This window comes from Amycolatopsis sp. NPDC051102, assembly GCF_040682815.1.
Classification (GTDB): Bacteria; Actinomycetota; Actinomycetes; order Mycobacteriales; family Pseudonocardiaceae; genus Amycolatopsis.
Genome location: NZ_JBFBBT010000009.1, coordinates 318281 through 335952 on the forward strand (window position 1 = coordinate 318281; position 17672 = coordinate 335952).

Here is a 17672-nt window from a genome sequence, read left to right on the forward strand (position 1 = left end):
GAACGGCCAGGCTGAACGGCATGCAGACAAGCCAGGGGATCGCGAGCGGCGGCCGGGACAGGTTCCTCGACGTCGTCCGGGCGGGGGCCATCCTCGCCGTCATCGCCCAGCACTGGACCATGCCGGTGCTGTCCTACTCCGACGGCCACCTCGCCACCGGCAACGCGCTCGCCACACCCGGCTGGTGGGTCGTCACCTGGCTCAGTCAGGTCATGCCGCTGGTCTTCTTCGCCGGGGGCGCGGCGAACCTGATCTCCTTCCGGCGCGCGGACTCTGCGCGCCAGTGGCTGGGCGCGCGGCTCAAGCGCCTGATGGTGCCGGTGCTGCCGCTGATGGCCGTCTGGCTCGTCATGCCGGACTTCCTGCGCGGGCTCGGCGTGCCGCAGCAGCCGTTGCAGGTCGCCAGTGCGATCGCCGCGCAGCTGCTGTGGTTCCTCGCCGTGTACGTGCTCGTCGTGCTGCTCACGCCCCTCATGGTCGCCGCGCACCGGCGCTGGGGGCTGAAGGTCCCGCTGGTCATGGGGGTGGCCGGCGTCCTCGTCGACGTCGCGCGCTTCAACGACCTCGGCTACGTCGGGTACGCCAACGCCGTCTTCGTCTGGGTCGCGGTGCACCAGCTGGGCTTCCACTACGTCGAAGGCCGCCTCGGCTCGCTGACCCGCCGCGCCGCGCTGACGCTCTCGGCCGCCGGCTTCGGCGTCACCGCGCTGATGGTCGCCTTCGGGCCGTACCCGGCCAGCATGATCGGCATGCCGGGGGCGCCGGTGTCGAACATGAGCCCGCCGACCGTGCTGCTCGCCTTCCTCGCCGTCGGCCAGATCGGGCTGCTGCTGGCCTTCCGCCCGCAGCTCAACGCGTTCGCGGCCCGGCCGGGCGTGGGCCACGCCCTCGGCTGGCTCGGAGCCCGGTTCATGAGCGTCTACCTCTGGCACATGCCGGCGCTGATCGTCGTGGCGGGGGTGACGGTCTACGGCCTCGGCTACGAGACCCCGGCGCCGGGCTCGGTGTTCTGGCTGGTCATGGCGCCCGCGTGGTTCGCGGTGTGCGGCCTGGTGCTGCTCGGCCTGCTGCGGCTGTTCGCCCAGTTCGAGATGCAGCGCGACACCGCCGGCGTCGCCGCCGGGATCCCGCAGCTGGTCGCGGCGGGCGTGCTGATCGCCGGCGGCCTGCTCGGCCTGGCGGCCCACGGGTTCGCCCCGCTGTCCGACGGCATCGCGCACGGCCCGGTGCCGTGGGTGGTCCTGGCGACGGCCGGGTTCCTGCTGGCGAGTAAGCCGCTCCCGGTCGCCGTCGTCGGCACCCGGCTGCTGGGCCGCGCGGTCGCGGTCAGCGAGCGAGCCGCCCTCAAGCGCTGACCCGGTCGTGAGTGGTAAGGCGAGTTCTAACTCGCCTTACCACTCACGAGGCGCCGAGCAGCCGGAGCGGGGTGTCGTGCAGGACCGCCCGCAGGAACGGCTCACCCAGGCGATCGTCGGCTGCCGCCCAGCCGGCGATCGCCTGCAGCTGCGTCGCGTAGGAGTACGGGATGTTCGGGAAGTCCGTGCCGAGCACCACGCGATCGGGGAACTCCGCCAGCCGCGCCGTCCAGTCCGGCGGCAGCGGCGACATCGCCTCGGAGAACGGGACGCCCACCATCGTGGTGTCCAGGTGCACCCGCGGGTACTTCGCCAGCAGCTCGAAGGCCGTCGCGAACTCTGGCATCGCCGCGTGCGCGAGCACCGCCGTCAGGTTCGGGTGCTGCGCCAGCACCTCTTCGAAGACCGACAACCCGGTGAAGTCGCCCCGCAACGGACCGTGTCCACAGTGGACGACGACGGGAACGCCGGCGTCGGCGAGCGCGCCCCACACCGGCTTGAGCAGGTCGTCACGCGGGTCGTACGCGCCCACCTGCACGTGCGCCTTGAACACGCGGGCGCCGGCTCGCAGCGCACCGTCCACAGCGGACCCCGCGCCCGGTTCGGGGTAGAACGTCCCGGTCGGCACGGCGTCCGGCACCCGCGCGGCGAACTCGAGCGCCCAGTCCGTGAGCCACTGGGCCATCCCCGGCTTGTGCGGGTAGACCAGCGGCGCGAAGCGGGTCACGCCGAGCGAGCGCAGCGTCTCCAGCCGCTCCTCTTCGGACGTCCGGTAGAACACCGGCCACTCGGTGCCGTAGTGCGTCGAGGCCCGGTCGAAGTACGCCCAGACCTTGTCCATCACCGGCTTGGGCAGGAAGTGGACGTGCAGGTCGACCAGGCCGGGCAGGCCCAGCGAAGCCGCCCACCGCGCGACGTCGGAATCGGAAGCCGGGCCGGCCGTCACTCCGTGAACCGGCCCTTCAGCGCGCGGCCCATGGCCTTCCTGATGTCGCGCTCGGCGTCGCGCTTGGCGAGCGTCTGCCGCTTGTCGTAGGCCTTCTTGCCCTGGGCCAGCGCGATCTCGACCTTGACCTTGCCGTCCTTGAAGTACATCGACAGCGGCACCAGCGAGAGCCCGCTCTCCTTGGTCTTGCCGATGAGCTTCTCGATCTCCCGCTTGTGCAGCAGCAGCTTCCGGGTCCGCCGCGGCATGTGGTTGGTCCACGTGCCCTGCGTGTACTCCGGGATGTGCACGTTGCGCAGCCAGACTTCGCCGTCGTCGACGGTCGCGAACGCGTCCGCCAGCGACGCCTTGCCCTCGCGCAGGCTCTTGACCTCGGTGCCGACGAGCACGAGACCGCACTCGTAGGTGTCGAGGATGGAGTAATCGTGCCGCGCCTTGCGGTTCGACACGATCACCTTCTGGCCACGTTCCTTGGGCATACGACCACTCTACGTGATTCTCCGGGCGGCAAGCAGCCGGTTTGACCTAGTGCCGGACGTACAGCCGCAGCGTGACGTACCCGGTGATGGCGGAGATCACCACGGACACCGCCAGCAGGATCGGCGCGACCGGGAACAGCAGTTCCAGCATGGTGATCTTCGGGAACACGTCCCCGGTGAACACCGAGTCGAGGAAGCCGGCCTTGGTGATGATCAGCATGATGATCCCGAGGATCGCACCGACCGCGCCGGCGACCACCGCCTCCAGGAGGAACGGCAGCTGCGTGTACCACCGCGTCGCGCCGACGAGCCGCATGATGCCGACCTCGGTGCGGCGGGTGAACGCCGACACCTGGATCGTGTTCGCGATCAGCAGCAGCGCGGCGATGGCCATGATGAGCGCGGCGCCGAAGGCCATGTTGCGGACGCCGTTGAAGGCGTTGAACACGCGGTCGAGGAACTTCTTCTGGTCGTCGACCTTCCGCACGCCCGGCTTGCTCGCGTACTCCTGGACGATCGCGTCACTGCGGTCCGGGTCCTTCAGCTTCACGTGCAGCGACGCGGGCAGCGACTCGGGACCGGTGAGCGCGATCAGCTCCGGCTGGCTCTCGAAGATCTTCTTGAACCGGTCGAAGGCCTGTTCGCGGTTCTCGAACACGACCGACTCGACACCGTTGTTGCTCTGCAACGACGTCCGCAGCGACTGGCACAGGGCCTGCGTGCAGTTCTTGTCGCCCGCGCTGATGTCGTCGGTGAGGTAGACCGAAACCTCGACGTCGGCGAGGAAGTTGGCCTTCATCTTGTCGATCGTCCGCACGGCGAGGAGGCCGCCGCCGAGCATGGCGAGCGACACGGCCGTGGTCAGCATCATCGCGATGGTCATCGTGACGTTCCGGCGCAGGCCGGTGACTACCTCACTGAAGACGAAACTGGCGCGCATGGCGGGTGCAGGTCCTTGGGGTCGGGGTCGGTGCGGGGTGGACGGGTCTCAGCGACCGATGCCGTAGACGCCACGGGCGTCGTCGCGGATCACCCGGCCGAGCTGCAGCTCGACCACTCGGCGCCGCATGGAGTCCACGATGGAGTGATCGTGGGTCGCCATCAGGACGGTCGTGCCGGTGCGGTTGATCCGCTCCAGCAGCAGCATGATGTCCTGGCTGGTGTCGGGGTCCAGGTTCCCGGTCGGTTCGTCGGCGAGCAGCACCAGCGGCCGGTTCACGAACGCGCGCGCGATCGCGACGCGCTGCTGCTCACCACCGGAGAGCTCGTTGGGGAGCCGGTCCGCCTTGCCGTCGAGGCCGACGAGCTCCAGCACCTCGGGGACGACCTTCTTGATGGTCGGGCCCGGCTTGCCGATGACCTCGAGGGCGAACGCGACGTTCTCCGCGACGGTCTTGTTCGCCAGCAGGCGGAAGTCCTGGAAGACGCAGCCGATGGTCTGCCGCAGGCGGGGGACCCGGCGGCGGGCCAGCTTGGCGACGTCGAAGTTGGACACCATCACGCGCCCCTTGCTGGGCACCTCTTCGCGCAGCAGGAGCCGGAGGAAGGTCGACTTCCCCGATCCCGAGGGACCGATGAGGAAGACGAACTCACCCTTTTCGATGTCGACGGACACCCGCTCGAGCGCGGGCCGCGTCGAGGTCTTGTAGACCTTGGAAACCTCTTCGAGCCGGATCACGATTCGGCATACTACCCACCGGTCTCGTGAAGCCCCGGTTGCCCGGTGCACCCGGGTGGAGCAGCGGGTGTTTGCGTACGGTGAGCGGTCACGCCAACACCCGCCGCGCCGATCAAGCGCTCTGCACCCGCCAGCGGATGCCGGCGTCGAGGAAGCCGTCGATGTCGCCGTCGAGCACCGCGGTCGGGTTGCCGACCTCGAACTCGGTCCGCAGGTCCTTCACCATCTGGTACGGGTGCAGCACGTAGGAGCGCATCTGGTTGCCCCAGCTGGAGCCGCCGTCCTTGAGCGCGTCCATCTCCTTGCGCTCTTCTTCCTTCTTGCGCTGCAGCAGCCGCGACTGGAGGACCTTCATCGCGGCCGCCTTGTTCTGCAGCTGCGACTTCTCGTTCTGGCAGGAGACGACGATGTTCGTCGGCAGGTGGGTGATGCGGACGGCGGAGTCGGTCGTGTTGACGCTCTGCCCACCGGGGCCCGACGAGCGGTAGACGTCGACCCGGATGTCCTTTTCCGGGATGTCGACGTGGTCGACCTCTTCGACCTCGGGCAGCACCTCGACGTGCGCGAACGACGTCTGGCGGCGGCTCTGGTTGTCGAACGGCGAGATCCGGACGAGCCGGTGGGTGCCCTGCTCGACGGACAGGGTGCCGTAGACGTAGGGGGCGCTGACCTTGAACGTCGCCGACTTGATGCCCGCCTCTTCGGCGTAGGAGATGTCGTAGACGTCGGTCGGGTAGCCGTGGCGTTCCGCCCAGCGCAGGTACATGCGCAGCAGCATCTCGGCGAAGTCGGCCGCGTCGACGCCGCCGGCTTCGGAGCGGATGGTGACGACGGCGTTGCGGTCGTCGTACTCGCCGGAGAGCAGGGTGCGGACCTCGAGGCCGTCGATGGCCTTGCCGAGGTCGGCGAGCTCGCTCTCGGCCTCGGCCATGCTGCCGGAGTCGCCCTCGGCCTCGGCGAGCTCGTACAGCACGCCGAGGTCGTCGAGCCGCTGGCGCAGGTCGGAGACCCGGCGCAGCTCGCCCTGCCGGTGGGACAGCTGGCTGGTGACCTGCTGGGCCGCCTCCGGGTTGTCCCAGAGGGTGGGGCTCGATGCCTGCTGCTCCAGGTCGGCCACCTGGGCACGCAGTGCAGCCAGGTCCATCACCGACTCGATCTGCGTCAGCTTGCCGGTCAGGTCCCTCAGTGCCGCGTCGAACTCATCACTCACGTTTGTCAAGGTTACGGCAAAACCCACGACCGGTTGCGAGGACCGGTCGTGGGCGCGCGAACCTCAGGCCGCGGGGATGGCGTCGAGCAGCTTGAGCGCGGCCTTGGCCTGCGCTTGGGCGAACTCGGCGACGGCCTTTTCGTACGGCCCTTCGGCCGCCTTGGTGGCCGCCCGCGCGTCGTCGAGCTGCTGGCTGTAGCTCGTCCGGGCCGACTCGAGCAGCGACTGGCGCTGCTTCGCCGTCAACGACCCGGCGTGCACGAGCCGCAGGATGAGCGGGCTGCGCAGGTGGTCGGGGCCGGCTTCGGACGTCAGCCAGGCCTTGAAGGCCTTCTTGCCGGCGGCGGTGATCAGGTACTGCTGACTGGAGCGCGGGCCCTGCTTGCCGAGCCGGACGAGGCCTTCCTTGGACAGCGCCGGGAGCTCCCGGTACACCTGGCTGCGGGTGACGCTGAAGAAGGCGCCGAAACGCTCACCCGCTCCCGCGACGAGCTGCCCGCCGGTGGCGGGACCGTCGTGGAGCAGACCGAGCAGGGCGGCGGCTGTTGCATTCAATTCGGACACGCCCCCTAGATTCCCACTTATCGGCCGCTGTGTCCACAGTGGTCAGCGGATCTGTCCATTGTGGCTAGTGAGATCCCCTCGTTCGGCCCAATGCGAGCCGGTCCACTGTGGACCTGAATACGCTCTGCAACCGCTCCCAGGTTTTTTTGGTCCAACCAGACGCACGCGAACCGCTCCGGCACCTCCAGGCAGGTGAGTTCGCCGGGCGGTACTCCCCGGCTTGGCGCACCGCGGACACGCACCGCAACCGCGTGCCCGGTGCGTCCACATCGTGGGATCCGCAGTTTTTCGCGGATCAGGCGGAAAAGTCCGCAGCGAAAGCCGTTCCGGCATGAAAAAAGAGGCACGTTCCCGGATTTCCCGAGAACGTGCCTCTTGGTGGTAGCGGGGACAGGATTTGAACCTGCGACCTCTGGGTTATGAGCCCAGCGAGCTACCGAGCTGCTCCACCCCGCGCCGTTGTGGTACTTGAATAGATTACATGGCGTCGCCATGGGCCGAACACCGGGGTACCCAAACGCCCTGACCTGCCCTTACGCCGTCTCGAGCCACTGCCGGGCTCCACTCAGGACCATCGCCAGCCCGTCCTCGAACCGCGCGTCGGCGTCGCCCAGCACGGCCTCGCCGGCCGACTCGCGGTACCGCTCGTCGAACTCCCCGGCCATGGGCCGGACAGCTTGCTCTTCGATGACGTAGCCGACGACGTAGCAGTAGACGGTGAAAGTTGCCCGGCTGGCAAGCCTCTCGTCGAGCCCGGCTTCGATGCTCCGGCGCAACGGGTGCGGACCGATGAGATCGGTGTCGGCGAGGTAGGTACCAGCGAAAACCTTTCCGCCATCGCGATAGGCGAGCATCATCCGCCGCAGCGCCCGCGCGCCGTGCGCGACGCCTTCCCACTCCCCCAGCGACGCCGGCGGCTCACGATCGGCCGCGGAATCGCGGTACATCTGCGTGGCCATCTCGTCGAGCAGTTCCTGCTTGTTCTTCATGTGCCAGTACAGCGCGGGCGCCTTGACGCCGAGATCACCGGCGATCAGCCGGAGCGTGAGCCCGTTGAGACCGACGTCGTTGAGCAGCTTCAGCCCGGATCGGGCGATGTCCTGCCTGGTCAGGGCCATGTTTCGCAGTCTCCTCGAGCACCGGGGTTGACACCTTAACGATGTTAAGGGCATCCTCGGAGCAGGTCAATTTAACGTTGTTAAGGAGCTGGGGAGATGGCGGAGCTGACGACCGAGGTGGTGATCGCCGGCGCGGGCCCGACGGGCCTGATGCTGGCGAACGAGCTGGCACTGGCCGGAGTGGACACCTCGGTGCTTGAGCGGATGCACGAGCGAACGGGCTTGTCGAAGGCCTTGAACCTGCAACCGAGGACCGCGGAAGTCCTGGATCTGCGCGGGTTGCTGGGCCGGGCGCAGGACCGCTCGTTCGCGACTGTCGCGGACGGACACTTCGCGGTGATCCCGGTGAGCTACGCGGGCTGGAACACCCGCCACCCATACCAGTTGGGTATCCCCCAGGCCGAGGTCGAAGCGGCTCTGGAGGAGCGCTTGGCCGAGCAGGGCGTGAAGGTGAGGCGAGGTCACGAGCTGACCAGCGTCACGCAGAACGCAACCGGCGTCACAGTCGAAGCAGGAGACCTGCTCATAAGAGCGAAGTACCTGGTGGGCTGCGACGGCGGCCGCAGCACGGTGCGAAAGGCCCTGAAGATGCCGTTCGAGGGCATAGAGGGTCAGGGCCACGGCGTAGCAGCGGACGTCCTGTTCGCCCGAACCCCACCGGGAGCCCCGACACAGTGGCGCTCGATGGCCGACATGGTGACGTCAGGAAGCCCGGGCAAGTTCATCGGCGTAATCCCCTTGGCCGAGCCGAACCTGTACCGCATCACGTTCGGAGACCGCCTGAACCGCCCCCGAAACCTCCGAGCCGAGGTAACCCCCGACGAAGTCGCCAAAGCGGTCACCGAACGCTTCGGCCCGGAAGCAAAGATCGCGGAGATCCGCTGGGCATCCCGTTTCTCGGACGACAGCCGCTTGGCCCAGAACTACAGGGTGGGCCGAATCTTCCTGGCCGGCGACGCAGCACACACGCACTTCCCGGCAGGAGGCCAGGGCCTCAACATGGGCATCCAGGACGCAATGAACCTGGGCTGGAAACTGGCAGCAACCCTCCACAACCAGGCCCCCACAACCCTCCTGGACACCTACGAGCAGGAGCGCCGCCCCGTAGCCAAGCAGGTCCTGGACAACATAGCGGCCCAAAACGCCCTGATCCCCACAACCCCCAACCAACTGGCGCTGCGAGCCCTCTTCCGAGACCTGACAGAAATCCCCGAGGTCCAGCACCACTTATCAGGCCTGATATCAGGCCTGAACATCAAGTACGAAACACAAGACCCCCACCCAGCAGCAGGAACCCGCCTACCAGACATCAAAACCCCAAAGGCCACGCAAGCACCCTATTCCACAAAGGAAACTGGGTCCTACTAACAAAAACCCCCACAAAAAGCCCCCACCCACACGTACTAGTAGCCGAAACCCCAAACCTCCCCTACCCCGACGCAACAAGACTCCTGGTCCGCCCAGACGGCTACATAGCAAACACAACAGGAGAAACAAAAGACTGGCTAACCCCATAACCCAACCACGCGCAGGGGGGTCCAGGGGCGGCGAAGCCCCCCTGGCGGGGGTCTGGGGGTTCGACCCCCAGAGCAAATGCGAAAGAGGGGTGCGCGGACGTTCTCCGTCCGCACACCCCTCCCAACCTCTGTAGCGGGGACAGGATTTGAACCTGCGACCTCTGGGTTATGAGCCCAGCGAGCTACCGAGCTGCTCCACCCCGCGTCGTGACACCCACCTTACGCCCTCGTTTCGCGGGGGTGCAAAGCAGGTGCCGTTCCCGTTACCGACGTCACCCTCCGGGCTGGGTGCTGGGCGGTGGCGTGGTGGTTCCGGGGGCTGCCGTTTTGGCGGCTTCGTAGGCTCGGGCCGCCGCGTCGAGGGCGGCGAGTGCCGCGCCCTGGTCGGCGAAGTTGCCGGATTGCTGGGCCGCTTTGAGCTTGGCGATGGCGGCTTGGATGTCCGTGACGGCCTTGTCGAGGGCTGCGTTGCCGCCGCCGTTGGTGGCGGGCGGGGTGGTGGTCGGGTTGGGGTTGGTGGACGACGGCGGGGTCGTGGTCGGCTGGCCGGCCTGGGGTGGTGTGGTGGTGGCTTCGCCGGTGCCGGCGCCGAAGACCTGGTCGAGGGCTTCCTGGAGGGTGGCGCCGTAGCCGACCTTGGGTCCGTAGGAGACGAGGACGCGGGCCAGCTGCGGGTAGCTGTTCTGGTTGCGCTGCCGGATGTAGACGGGTTCGACGTAGAGGAAGCCGTCGGCGACCGGCAGCGTGATCAGGTTGCCGTAGATGGGGGTGACGTTGGGGTTGTTGAACAGGGTGCGGTCCTGGGCGACGCGGGAGTCGCTCTGGAACCGGTTCTGGACCTGGACGGGCCCGTCGACCTGGGTGGCTCCGGTGGCCGCGCTGGGCAGCTGGAGGACCCGGATCTTGCCGTAGTCGACGGGGTCGGACGACACGGACATCCAGGACGCGAGGTACTGGCGCTGGAGGCCGGTGAGGGAGCTGGTCAGCTGGAACGTCGCCTTGGTCTGGCCGGGGGTGTTGGCGAGGACGTAGTAGCCGGGCTGGTTGGCCGCGCCGGCCGCGGCCGGGTTGGAGCCGCCTTCGGCCGTCGGGTCCTGCGGGACGCTCCAGAACGCCTGCTGGGAGTAGAACTCCTGCGGGTTGCTGACGTGGTAGCGCGACAGCAGTTCACGCTGGATCTTGAAGAGGTCCTCGGGGTAGCGGAAGTGGGCGCGCAGGTCCGGGGAGATCTCGGAGCTGGGCTTCACGAGCCCGGGGAAGACCTTCTCCCAGGCGTTGAGGACCGGTTCCTTGTCGTCGATCGAGTACAGCGTCACGGTGCCGTTGAAGGCGTCGACGGTGGCCTTGACCGAGTTGCGGATGTAGTTGATGGAGCTGTTGGCCTGCCGGGCGACGCCGTTGAGGGAGTCGTTGGTGGCCGCGCCGAGCTGGGTCTGCTGGGCGTACGGGAAGTTGTTGAGGGTGGTGTAGCCGTCGATGATCCACTGGATCTTGCCGTCGACGACCGCCGGGTACGGGTCGCCGTCGAGGGTCAGCCACGGCGCGACCTTGCTGACGCGGTCGCGCGGGTCGCGGTTGTACATGATCTTCGAGTTGTCGCCGATGGCGTCGGAGAACAGGATGTTCCGCTCGCCGTACTCGGCGGCGAAGGCGAGGCGGTTGAACCAGTTGTCGACGGAGACGCCGCCGGTGCCCGTGTACTTGTAGCGGTCGGTGGCGGTGTCGTATTCGCCGGGCGCGTTGCCGGACGTGCCGCCGACGATGGCGTAGTCGGATTCCGCGGCGGACAGCTCGCCGTAGTAGATGCGGGGTTCCTTGACCTCGATGCCGGGCTGGCCGGTGGCGGGCGCGCCGGCGCCGGTGGGGTTCTGGGTGTCGCTGGTGGTGGCGATCGGGTAGCCGCCGTCGGAGTTGGCGTCCTTGACCGCGCGGTCGATGGTGTTGGCTGGCGCGACGACGAAGCCGTTGCCGTGGGTGTAGACGAGGTGCTTGTTGATCCAGCTGGTCTGGTTGCCGGTCAGGCCCTCGGTCTTGATCTCCTTGGCGGCGACGATGTAGTCCTGGGTCACGCCGCCGACGGTGTACCGGTCGATGTCGAGCTTGGCCGGGAAGCCGTAGAAGTTCTCGCGGCCGACGCGCTGGGTGAAGGTGTCGGAGAGGATGTTCGGGTCGAGCAGCCGGATGTTCGACATCGTCCCGTTGTCGGCCTTGATCTGGTCCGGCGTGGCGGCGGAACTGCCGGTGTAGGGCTGGTACCGGACGTCGGTGAGCCCGTACGCGCGGCGGGTGGCGTCCATGTTGCGCTGGATGGACGTCGCTTCCTTCTCGTTCGCGTTCGGCTTGACCGAGAACTGGTCGAGGATCGCGGGCCACGCGACGCCGACGAGGATGCTCGACAGGATCAGCAGCACCAGGGCGATGGCCGGGAGCTGCAGGTTGCGCAGGAACGCGCCGGCGAAGAACGCGATCGCGCAGATCACCGAGATGCACAGCAGGATCAGCTTGGCCGGCAGCACCGCGTTGAGGTCGGTGTAGGTGGCACCGACGAACAGCGGCATGTCGCGGTCGGACAGCAGCAGGTTGTAGCGGTCGAAGAAGTACTCGACCGCCTTCAGCAGCACGAAGAGCCCGACGGTGATGGCGAGCTGCGCGCGGGTCGGGCCGGCGAGCTGGCCGCCCTTGCCGGCCAGCCGGATGCCGCCGAAGACGTAGTGCGAGATCAGCGCGCCGAAGAAGGAGATGACGACGGCGATGAACAGCCAGCCGAGCAGCCAGTTGTAGAACGGCAGGTCGAAGGCGTAGAAGCCGACGTCGTTGCCGAACTCGGGGTCGGTCTGGCCGAACGAGGTGCCGTTCAGGAACAGCTGCACGACCTGCCAGTCGCCCTGGGCGGACAGGCCGGCGATGAGGCCGGTGAGCACCGGGATGCCGACGCCGAACAGGCGGATCCGGGCGACGATCGCGGAGCGGTAGCGCGCCAGCGGGTCGTCGGCGCCGGAGATCGGCACGAACACCGGACGGGTCCGGTAGGCGATCATCAGGCTGATCGCCAGCGCGCCGCCGACGAGCAGCCCGACGGCGAAGAAGAGGATCACTCTCGTGATCAGCTGGGTGGTGAACACCGGCCGCGCCCCGACTTCGCCGAACCACAGCCAATCGACGTACGTGTCGAGGAGGCGGGCCCCGAGCAGCAGCGCCAGCACGATCACCGCGGCGATGATGAGGAGGATCCGGCTCCGCCGGGACAGCTTCGGCAGGCTCACCGGGGGCCGAGTCGCCACGGCACACGCTCCTGTCTTCGTCAACACTTGAGCAGGGGCGCGTGCGCCCCCTGATTCCCTAACTCTACGGATGCCCGGTGAAGTTCCCGGGACCCGCCCAAACCGGACTCGCGGCGTCGCCGCGCCGGCCGACCTGACACGATGGGCGCATGGCAGCGAACGAAGCGCGACAGGCCGGCGTGGCCGCGCTCGCCCGTGAAATCGAGGAGTTCATGGCCGCGGGCGGCTGGGACCAGCCGCCGCAGCTGTTCGCGCTCGTGCCGACGGCGGCGCTGCTGGACGAGCAGCCGGAGCTGGCCGGCCAGCTGGACCGGTCGAACCCGCTGACGCCGGTGGCCCAGGAGGCGCTGCCCGACGGCGACCTGGCCGAGGCGCTGGGCCGGATCGCCTGGCCCGACCTGGTCATCGGGTGCGCGCTGGCCCAGGAGATCATCGTGCTCCCGCCGGGCTCGGAGTCGGAGCTGCCGGACGTCGCCGAAGCGGACGCGGAGAGCCTCCGCCGCGCGGCCGCCGACCACCCGCAGCGCACGGAGGCCCGCTTGGTGGCCGCGGTCCTGCGCGACGGCGAAGGCGCCTGCGTGATGCGGCTGCGCGGGATCGGCACCGACGAACCGGTCGACGAGATCGTGGAAAGCCCCGACCTGGCCCCGAATCTGGTCGAGGCGTTGAAGGCCACGCTGCTGCCCTAGCAGGAGGCGGTCGCCCGGCCCGCCTTCAGGTTGGCCAGCTGCGCGAGCGCGTCGTCCAGTGTGGACACCTTGATGAGGTTGAGCCCGTCGGGCGCGGCGGTCTTGGCCTCGGCGCAGTTGTGCTCGGGGACCAGGAAGTCGGTGGCGCCCGCCTCACGGGCGCCGACGACCTTGAACGAGATCCCCCCGATCGGGTCGACCTCGCCGGTCTCGGTGATCTCGCCGGTGCCGGCGATGTGCCGGCCGCCCGCCAGGTCGCCGGACTGCAGCCGGTCGATGATGGCGAGGGTGAACATCAGGCCGGCCGACGGCCCGCCGACGTCCTGCAGGGAGATGTTGACGGTGAACGGCGCGTCGGCCCGGTCGACCGCGGTGAGGCCGATGAAGCCCTCCTTGCGGTCCGGGCGCGCGGCGAGCGTCAGCGGCACGGTCCGCTCGGGCTGGCCGTCGGACTGGAAGGTGATCTGGACGGTCTGGCCGGGCAGGGTGCCGGTGAGCGCGGCCCGCACGTCGGCGGCCTCGACGATCTTCTTGCCGTTGACGGTGATCAGCTTGTCGCCGGGCGAGAGCACGTGGTCGGCCGGGCTGCCGGAGACGATCTGCTTCGCCAGCACCTTGATCGGGTAGCCGAGCTTGCGCAGGGCGGCGACCTGGGCGTTGGTCTGCGAGTCCTGCAGCTGTTGGATGTTCTCCTGCTTGACCTGCTCGTTCGTCTCGCCCGGCTTGAAGTACTCCTCGCGCGGCGCGAGCGCGTACCGCCCGCTCGCCCAGAAGCCGAGGCCCTGGAAGAGGGTGACGCCGTCGTGCAGGGAGACGGTCGTCATCCGCAGCTCGCCGGTGGTCGGGAAGGTCTGGTGACCGGTGACCTGGATGACGGAGTTGCCCGCGGCGTCGCGACCGAGCGTGTCGTAGGTCGGGCCCGGGCTGATCGCCACGAACGGCACCGGCACCACCGAGCCGAGCACCACGAAGATCAGGAACAGCGCGCCGCTGACCACCAGTGTCCAGCCGCGGCGGGTCATCCGCCGGGCCTCGCCGGCCGGCTCCGCCGCCGGTTCCGGAGCGCTCTTCGCGGGGGCGGTTTCCTCGGAAGACTTGGTCACGACCGACAGCGTACGGTGACCGCGTTCGCTTCTCGGTGAAGGCCACGCACATGGGTCCGGTTGACGCGCTCGACGGCCCTCGACCCGCGTACGGTGGACACATGAGCAAACCCCCGTTCGGCTTCGGACCTTCCGATCCCGACAAACGAGGTGAGAACGACCCCTCGGAAGGCGGGCAGCAGTCCGGCGCCGAGGCCTTCAACCAGCTCGGGCAGATGCTGAGCCAGCTGGGCCAGATGCTCAGCCAGGCCGGCAGCTCCAGCGGGCCGGTGAACTACGACCTCGCCAAGCAGATCGCCCTGCAGACCCTCGGCAGCGAGGGCAACACCGGAGAGAGCAAGCTCGGCTTCCGCGGCGGCGACGACGCGAACGCCGCGGTCCGCGACGCCGCCCACCTCGCCGAGCTCTGGCTCGACGCGGCGACGGTGTACCCGGCCGGCGCGACGTCGACGGTGGCCTGGTCCCCGCGGTCCTGGGTGGAGAAGACGCTCCCGACGTGGCAGCGGCTGTGCGACCCGGTGGCGCGGCAGATCTCGGGTGCCTGGATGCAGGCGCTGCCCGAGGAGGCCAAGCAGGCCGCGGGCCCGCTGCTGCAGATGATGGGCCAGATGGGCGGGATGGCCTTCGGCTCCCAGCTCGGCAACGCGCTGGCCCAGCTCGCCTCGGAGATGCTGACGTCGTCGGAAATCGGCCTGCCCCTGGCCCCGGCCGGCACGTCGGCCCTGCTGCCGGCGAACATCGAGAAGTTCGCCGAGGGCCTGGAGCTGCCGAACAGCGAGATCCTGGTGTTCCTGGCCGCCCGCGAGGCGGCGCACCAGCGCCTGTTCACGCACGTGCCGTGGCTGCGCCAGCGGCTGCTGGCGACGGTCGAGGAGTTCGCGCACGGGATTTCGGTCGACACGTCGGCCCTGGAGTCCCTGGCCGGCCAGATCGACCCGTCGAACCCGGCGAGCATCGAGGAAGCGATGTCGTCGGGGCTGCTGGAGCCCCAGACGACGGAGGAGCAGAAGGCGGCGCTGCGGCGCCTGGAGACGCTGCTGGCCCTGGTCGAAGGCTGGGTCGACGTGGTGGTGGCCGAAGCGGTGGGCGATCGCCTCCCGGGAGCGGACGCACTGCGCGAGACGCTGCGCCGCCGCCGCGCCACGGGCGGCCCGGCCGAGCAGACGTTCGCCACCCTGGTGGGCCTGGAGCTGCGCCCCCGCCGGATGAGGGACGCATCGAACCTGTGGAAGCTGGTGGGCGACCGCCACGGAACGGAAAAGCGCGACGGCCTCTGGTCCCACCCGGACCTGATGCCGACGGCGGAGGACCTGGACGAGCCGATCGACTTCGCCGACCGAGTGGGCGAAGCGGGTTCGATCGACGACCTCGACCCGATCGCCGAGCTGGAGCGCACGGAGCAGGCCGAGCGCGACGAGCGTTCGGAGCGTGCCGGGCAAGAGGAGAAGAGCAAGGACACCCCGCCCGAGGAGGGCGAGGGCCCGGCGTAAGCCCCGGGAGGTCTTTCGAGAGGCCGGTGGTCCGCATCGCGGGTCACCGGCCTTTCTGCTGCCGCAAGCGTCCGGCTACCGGGCGAACCGGTGTCCAAGGCCCTCTCCGGCCAGCCGGGGCGAGCCGGGCCGGAAGGAGCCTGCGTCCGGCTACCGGGCGAACCGGGTGTCCAAGGCCCACTCCGGCCAGCCGGGGCGCGCCCGGGCCGGCAGGAGCCTGCGTCCGGTTACTGCCCGGACCGGGCTCCAGGGCTTCCACGGCCGGGCCCCGGCCTGCCCGGGCCCGGCGGCAACACCGCCCGAACCGGCACGCGGAGTCCCCTCCCGGCAGCCGTCACCCAAACCGGCGCCCGAAGCAACCGGGGCGACCCGCGAACCACAAACCCGCAGGCCACCCCGGTCAGCTCACCGGCTCAACACTCCGTATCGATCCCCCATCCGGCGGCAGCCGCCAGCCCCTCGAGGTATCCCATCGCCCGTTCCGTCTTCGGGTACCGCCGCACCAGGGCCCAGAACGCCGCGTCGTGCCCCGGCTCCCGCAGGTGCGCCAGCTCGTGCACCAGCACGTAGTCGAGCACCCAGGGGGGCACCTTCCGCAGCCGGTCGCTGACCCGGATGGTCGCGTCGACCGGTGTGCAGGACGCCCACCGCGTGCGCATCGGTGGCACCCAGCGGACGCTCGCCGGCGTCGCGGTGCCGTTCAGGTACTTGCCCGACAGCAGGGCGCAGCGCGCCAGCAGGGCTTCGTCCGACGTCTTCGGGGGCGCCGGGCGACGTGGTTCCGCGCGCTGCAGCTTGCGCTCCATCTCGGCGACCCAGTGTTTCTCCTCCGCCCTGGTCATCCGCGCGGGGATGAGCACGACGAGCGTGTCGTCCTTCCAGTACGCGGTGACCGTCCGGTGCCGGCGCTGGCTGCGCCGCACTTCGACCTTGTGTCCAGGTGTGTCCGACGGGGGGTTCGTCTCCCCCGTGCCTCTCAGCGAGTGCGTCCGTGCTTCGACCACCCGACAACGGTAAGGCCAGGCACCGACAACTCCGAGCGCCTTGAGGTCACAGACGCGAGTTGTCCACAGCCGGTTCCACTTGTGGACAACTCGGCCGCGCGGGCGCCTTCCCGGGCTTCCCGGTCGCCGGCGGGTGCCATCCTGCGGACATGCTCCTCTCCACCGCGGACATGCCCCCGGTCCTCCTGCCCGCCCATCCCGCCCTGCTCCCGGGCCTCACCGTGCTGGAACGCGGCCCGCGCGAGATCCAGATCGGCCTCGATCCGCGCCACGGCGTGATCGTCGAAAACCTCACCCCGGATCTCGCCGCGAGAGTGCGCGCCCTCGACGGCAGCAAGCCCGTCGAGCGGCTTCTGCTCGCCGAGAGCGAACACCGCGACCAGCTGCGGACGCTCCTGCAGCAGCTGACCGCGCTCGGCCTGGTCACCGACGCCGGCCGGCCCGACGGCCCGGGTCTCCGCGGCGAGTCCGGTCTCTGGTCGCTGCGCGCCCGCCACCACCAGGCCGCACTCGCGAGCCGCAGGCGCGCCGCCGCGGTCACGGTCCACGGCGACGGCCGGGTGGCGGTCGCCGTCGCCGTGCTGCTGGCCAACGCCGGCATCGGGCACGTCGAGCTGCGGGCGTCCGGCACGGTGACCGAGCACGACCTCGGCTCCGGCCTCACCGACGCCGATCTGGGCCGGCCCCGGCGACAGGCCCTCGCCGACCTGCTCCGCCGGGTCGACCCCGACGTCCGGGTCACCCGCCTGCACGACCGGTACCCGGACCTGGCCCTGCTCACCGACGCCGTCGTACCGGCCCCCGAGCACGTCGCCGAGCTGATGGCGGACGGCGTCCCGCACCTGGCGGCACGCGTCCGCGACGGCACGGCCATCGTCGGGCCGCTGGTGGTGCCGGGCCGCAGTTCGTGCCTGCGCTGCGCCGACCTGCACCGGACGGACCGCGACCCGTGCTGGCCCCGCGTCGCCGGGCAGCTCGCCGGCCGGCACCAGCGGCCCGACCTCGGCGCGGTCCACGCCTGCGCGTCGCTGGCGGTCGCCCAGGCCATGCGGCTGCTCTCCCCCGCCGCGCCGGCGCCGCCGGCGTGGAACGCCACCCTCGAGATCGACGCCTTCGCCGGCCGCATCCGCCACCGCGGCTGGCCGCCCCACCCGCGGTGCGGCTGTGGCGCCCAGGAGGTGCTGCGGGAGACGTAGACCACTAAGTCGTCGCGCGCAGGCTGCGCGCCATCGTCGCCG

The 17672-nt window shown here is 69.6% G+C and carries 15 protein-coding genes and 2 tRNA genes; 5 read left to right on the forward strand and 12 right to left on the reverse strand.

Annotated features, from left to right (window positions below):
• Positions 1–20 precede the first annotated feature (20 nt).
• Positions 21–1355 carry an acyltransferase gene (locus AB0M93_RS25930; RefSeq protein ID WP_364277008.1) on the forward strand — a complete coding sequence of 445 codons (1335 nt, stop codon included), beginning with the start codon at positions 21–23 and terminating at the stop codon, positions 1353–1355.
• Between the two features lie 43 nt (positions 1356–1398).
• Here AB0M93_RS25930 and AB0M93_RS25935 read toward each other — a convergent pair whose 3' ends face one another.
• The 8 genes from AB0M93_RS25935 to AB0M93_RS25970 all read right to left on the reverse strand — a co-directional run bounded on the left by AB0M93_RS25935 (position 1399) and on the right by AB0M93_RS25970 (position 7350).
• The gene (locus tag AB0M93_RS25935) at positions 1399–2301 is read right to left on the reverse strand and encodes an amidohydrolase family protein (RefSeq protein ID WP_364277010.1); all 903 of its coding nucleotides are present in this window, start codon (positions 2299–2301) and stop codon (positions 1399–1401) included.
• The gene (gene smpB / locus AB0M93_RS25940) at positions 2298–2780 is read right to left on the reverse strand and encodes an SsrA-binding protein SmpB (RefSeq protein WP_364277012.1); all 483 of its coding nucleotides are present in this window, start codon (positions 2778–2780) and stop codon (positions 2298–2300) included. The genes AB0M93_RS25935 and smpB overlap by 4 nt, the downstream gene beginning before the upstream one ends.
• A gap of 46 nt (positions 2781–2826) precedes the next feature.
• The gene (gene ftsX / locus AB0M93_RS25945; protein WP_364277014.1) at positions 2827–3720 is read right to left on the reverse strand and encodes a permease-like cell division protein FtsX; all 894 of its coding nucleotides are present in this window, start codon (positions 3718–3720) and stop codon (positions 2827–2829) included.
• 48 nt (positions 3721–3768) lie between these two features.
• On the reverse strand, positions 3769–4458 hold the full coding sequence (ftsE, locus tag AB0M93_RS25950) for a cell division ATP-binding protein FtsE (protein WP_364277016.1): 690 nt from the start codon (positions 4456–4458) through the stop codon (positions 3769–3771).
• Positions 4459–4570: 112 nt separating this feature from the next.
• Positions 4571–5668 (reverse strand): peptide chain release factor 2, encoded by a 1098-nt coding sequence (gene prfB / locus AB0M93_RS25955; protein ID WP_364277018.1) that lies wholly within the window; start codon positions 5666–5668, stop codon positions 4571–4573.
• A gap of 63 nt (positions 5669–5731) precedes the next feature.
• The gene (locus AB0M93_RS25960) at positions 5732–6232 is read right to left on the reverse strand and encodes a helix-turn-helix transcriptional regulator (RefSeq protein ID WP_013223153.1); all 501 of its coding nucleotides are present in this window, start codon (positions 6230–6232) and stop codon (positions 5732–5734) included.
• Positions 6233–6611: 379 nt separating this feature from the next.
• A tRNA-Met gene (locus AB0M93_RS25965) sits at positions 6612–6688 on the reverse strand.
• A gap of 77 nt (positions 6689–6765) precedes the next feature.
• Positions 6766–7350: a TetR/AcrR family transcriptional regulator C-terminal domain-containing protein gene (locus tag AB0M93_RS25970; RefSeq protein ID WP_364277020.1), complete on the reverse strand. Its 585-nt coding sequence runs from the start codon at positions 7348–7350 to the stop codon at positions 6766–6768.
• 96 nt (positions 7351–7446) lie between these two features.
• On the opposite strand from AB0M93_RS25970, the gene AB0M93_RS25975 reads away from it, so the two are divergent.
• The gene (locus tag AB0M93_RS25975) at positions 7447–8718 is read left to right on the forward strand and encodes an FAD-dependent monooxygenase (protein WP_364277022.1); all 1272 of its coding nucleotides are present in this window, start codon (positions 7447–7449) and stop codon (positions 8716–8718) included.
• Between the two features lie 280 nt (positions 8719–8998).
• Here AB0M93_RS25975 and AB0M93_RS25980 read toward each other — a convergent pair.
• A tRNA-Met gene (locus AB0M93_RS25980) sits at positions 8999–9072 on the reverse strand.
• 67 nt (positions 9073–9139) lie between these two features.
• A complete protein-coding gene (locus tag AB0M93_RS25985; RefSeq protein ID WP_364277024.1) occupies positions 9140–12148 on the reverse strand; it encodes a UPF0182 family protein in 3009 nt (1002 codons plus the stop codon).
• A 149-nt stretch (positions 12149–12297) separates the two neighbouring features.
• On the opposite strand from AB0M93_RS25985, the gene AB0M93_RS25990 reads away from it, so the two are divergent.
• Positions 12298–12837 (forward strand): PPA1309 family protein, encoded by a 540-nt coding sequence (locus tag AB0M93_RS25990; RefSeq protein ID WP_364277026.1) that lies wholly within the window; start codon positions 12298–12300, stop codon positions 12835–12837.
• Here the strand turns inward: AB0M93_RS25990 and AB0M93_RS25995 are convergent.
• A complete protein-coding gene (locus AB0M93_RS25995; RefSeq protein WP_364277027.1) occupies positions 12834–13940 on the reverse strand; it encodes a PDZ domain-containing protein in 1107 nt (368 codons plus the stop codon). The genes AB0M93_RS25990 and AB0M93_RS25995 overlap by 4 nt on opposite strands.
• Before the next feature lie 101 nt (positions 13941–14041).
• On the opposite strand from AB0M93_RS25995, the gene AB0M93_RS26000 reads away from it, so the two are divergent.
• Positions 14042–15430 (forward strand): zinc-dependent metalloprotease, encoded by a 1389-nt coding sequence (locus AB0M93_RS26000; RefSeq protein WP_364277029.1) that lies wholly within the window; start codon positions 14042–14044, stop codon positions 15428–15430.
• A gap of 413 nt (positions 15431–15843) precedes the next feature.
• Here AB0M93_RS26000 and AB0M93_RS26005 read toward each other — a convergent pair whose 3' ends face one another.
• Positions 15844–16353, reverse strand: a complete 510-nt coding sequence (locus AB0M93_RS26005; RefSeq protein WP_364277086.1) for a M48 family metallopeptidase — start codon at positions 16351–16353, stop codon at positions 15844–15846.
• 230 nt (positions 16354–16583) lie between these two features.
• Here AB0M93_RS26005 and AB0M93_RS26010 point away from each other — a divergent pair, with 230 nt between their 5' ends.
• The gene (locus tag AB0M93_RS26010) at positions 16584–17630 is read left to right on the forward strand and encodes a hypothetical protein (protein ID WP_364277031.1); all 1047 of its coding nucleotides are present in this window, start codon (positions 16584–16586) and stop codon (positions 17628–17630) included.
• Positions 17631–17672: the final 42 nt, after the last annotated feature.

Excerpts from the sequence above, each read along its gene's own strand:
- AB0M93_RS25930 (WP_364277008.1), top strand. The coding sequence starts at position 21 with ATGCAGACAAGCCAGGGGATCGCGAGCGGCGGCCGGGACAGGTTCCTC.
- smpB (WP_364277012.1), bottom strand. The coding sequence starts at position 2,780 with ATGCCCAAGGAACGTGGCCAGAAGGTGATCGTGTCGAACCGCAAGGCG.
- ftsX (WP_364277014.1), bottom strand. The coding sequence starts at position 3,720 with ATGCGCGCCAGTTTCGTCTTCAGTGAGGTAGTCACCGGCCTGCGCCGG.
- AB0M93_RS25970 (WP_364277020.1), bottom strand. The coding sequence starts at position 7,350 with ATGGCCCTGACCAGGCAGGACATCGCCCGATCCGGGCTGAAGCTGCTC.
- AB0M93_RS25975 (WP_364277022.1), top strand. The coding sequence starts at position 7,447 with ATGGCGGAGCTGACGACCGAGGTGGTGATCGCCGGCGCGGGCCCGACG.
- AB0M93_RS25990 (WP_364277026.1), top strand. The coding sequence starts at position 12,298 with ATGGCAGCGAACGAAGCGCGACAGGCCGGCGTGGCCGCGCTCGCCCGT.
- AB0M93_RS26000 (WP_364277029.1), top strand. The coding sequence starts at position 14,042 with ATGAGCAAACCCCCGTTCGGCTTCGGACCTTCCGATCCCGACAAACGA.
- AB0M93_RS26010 (WP_364277031.1), top strand. The coding sequence starts at position 16,584 with ATGCTCCTCTCCACCGCGGACATGCCCCCGGTCCTCCTGCCCGCCCAT.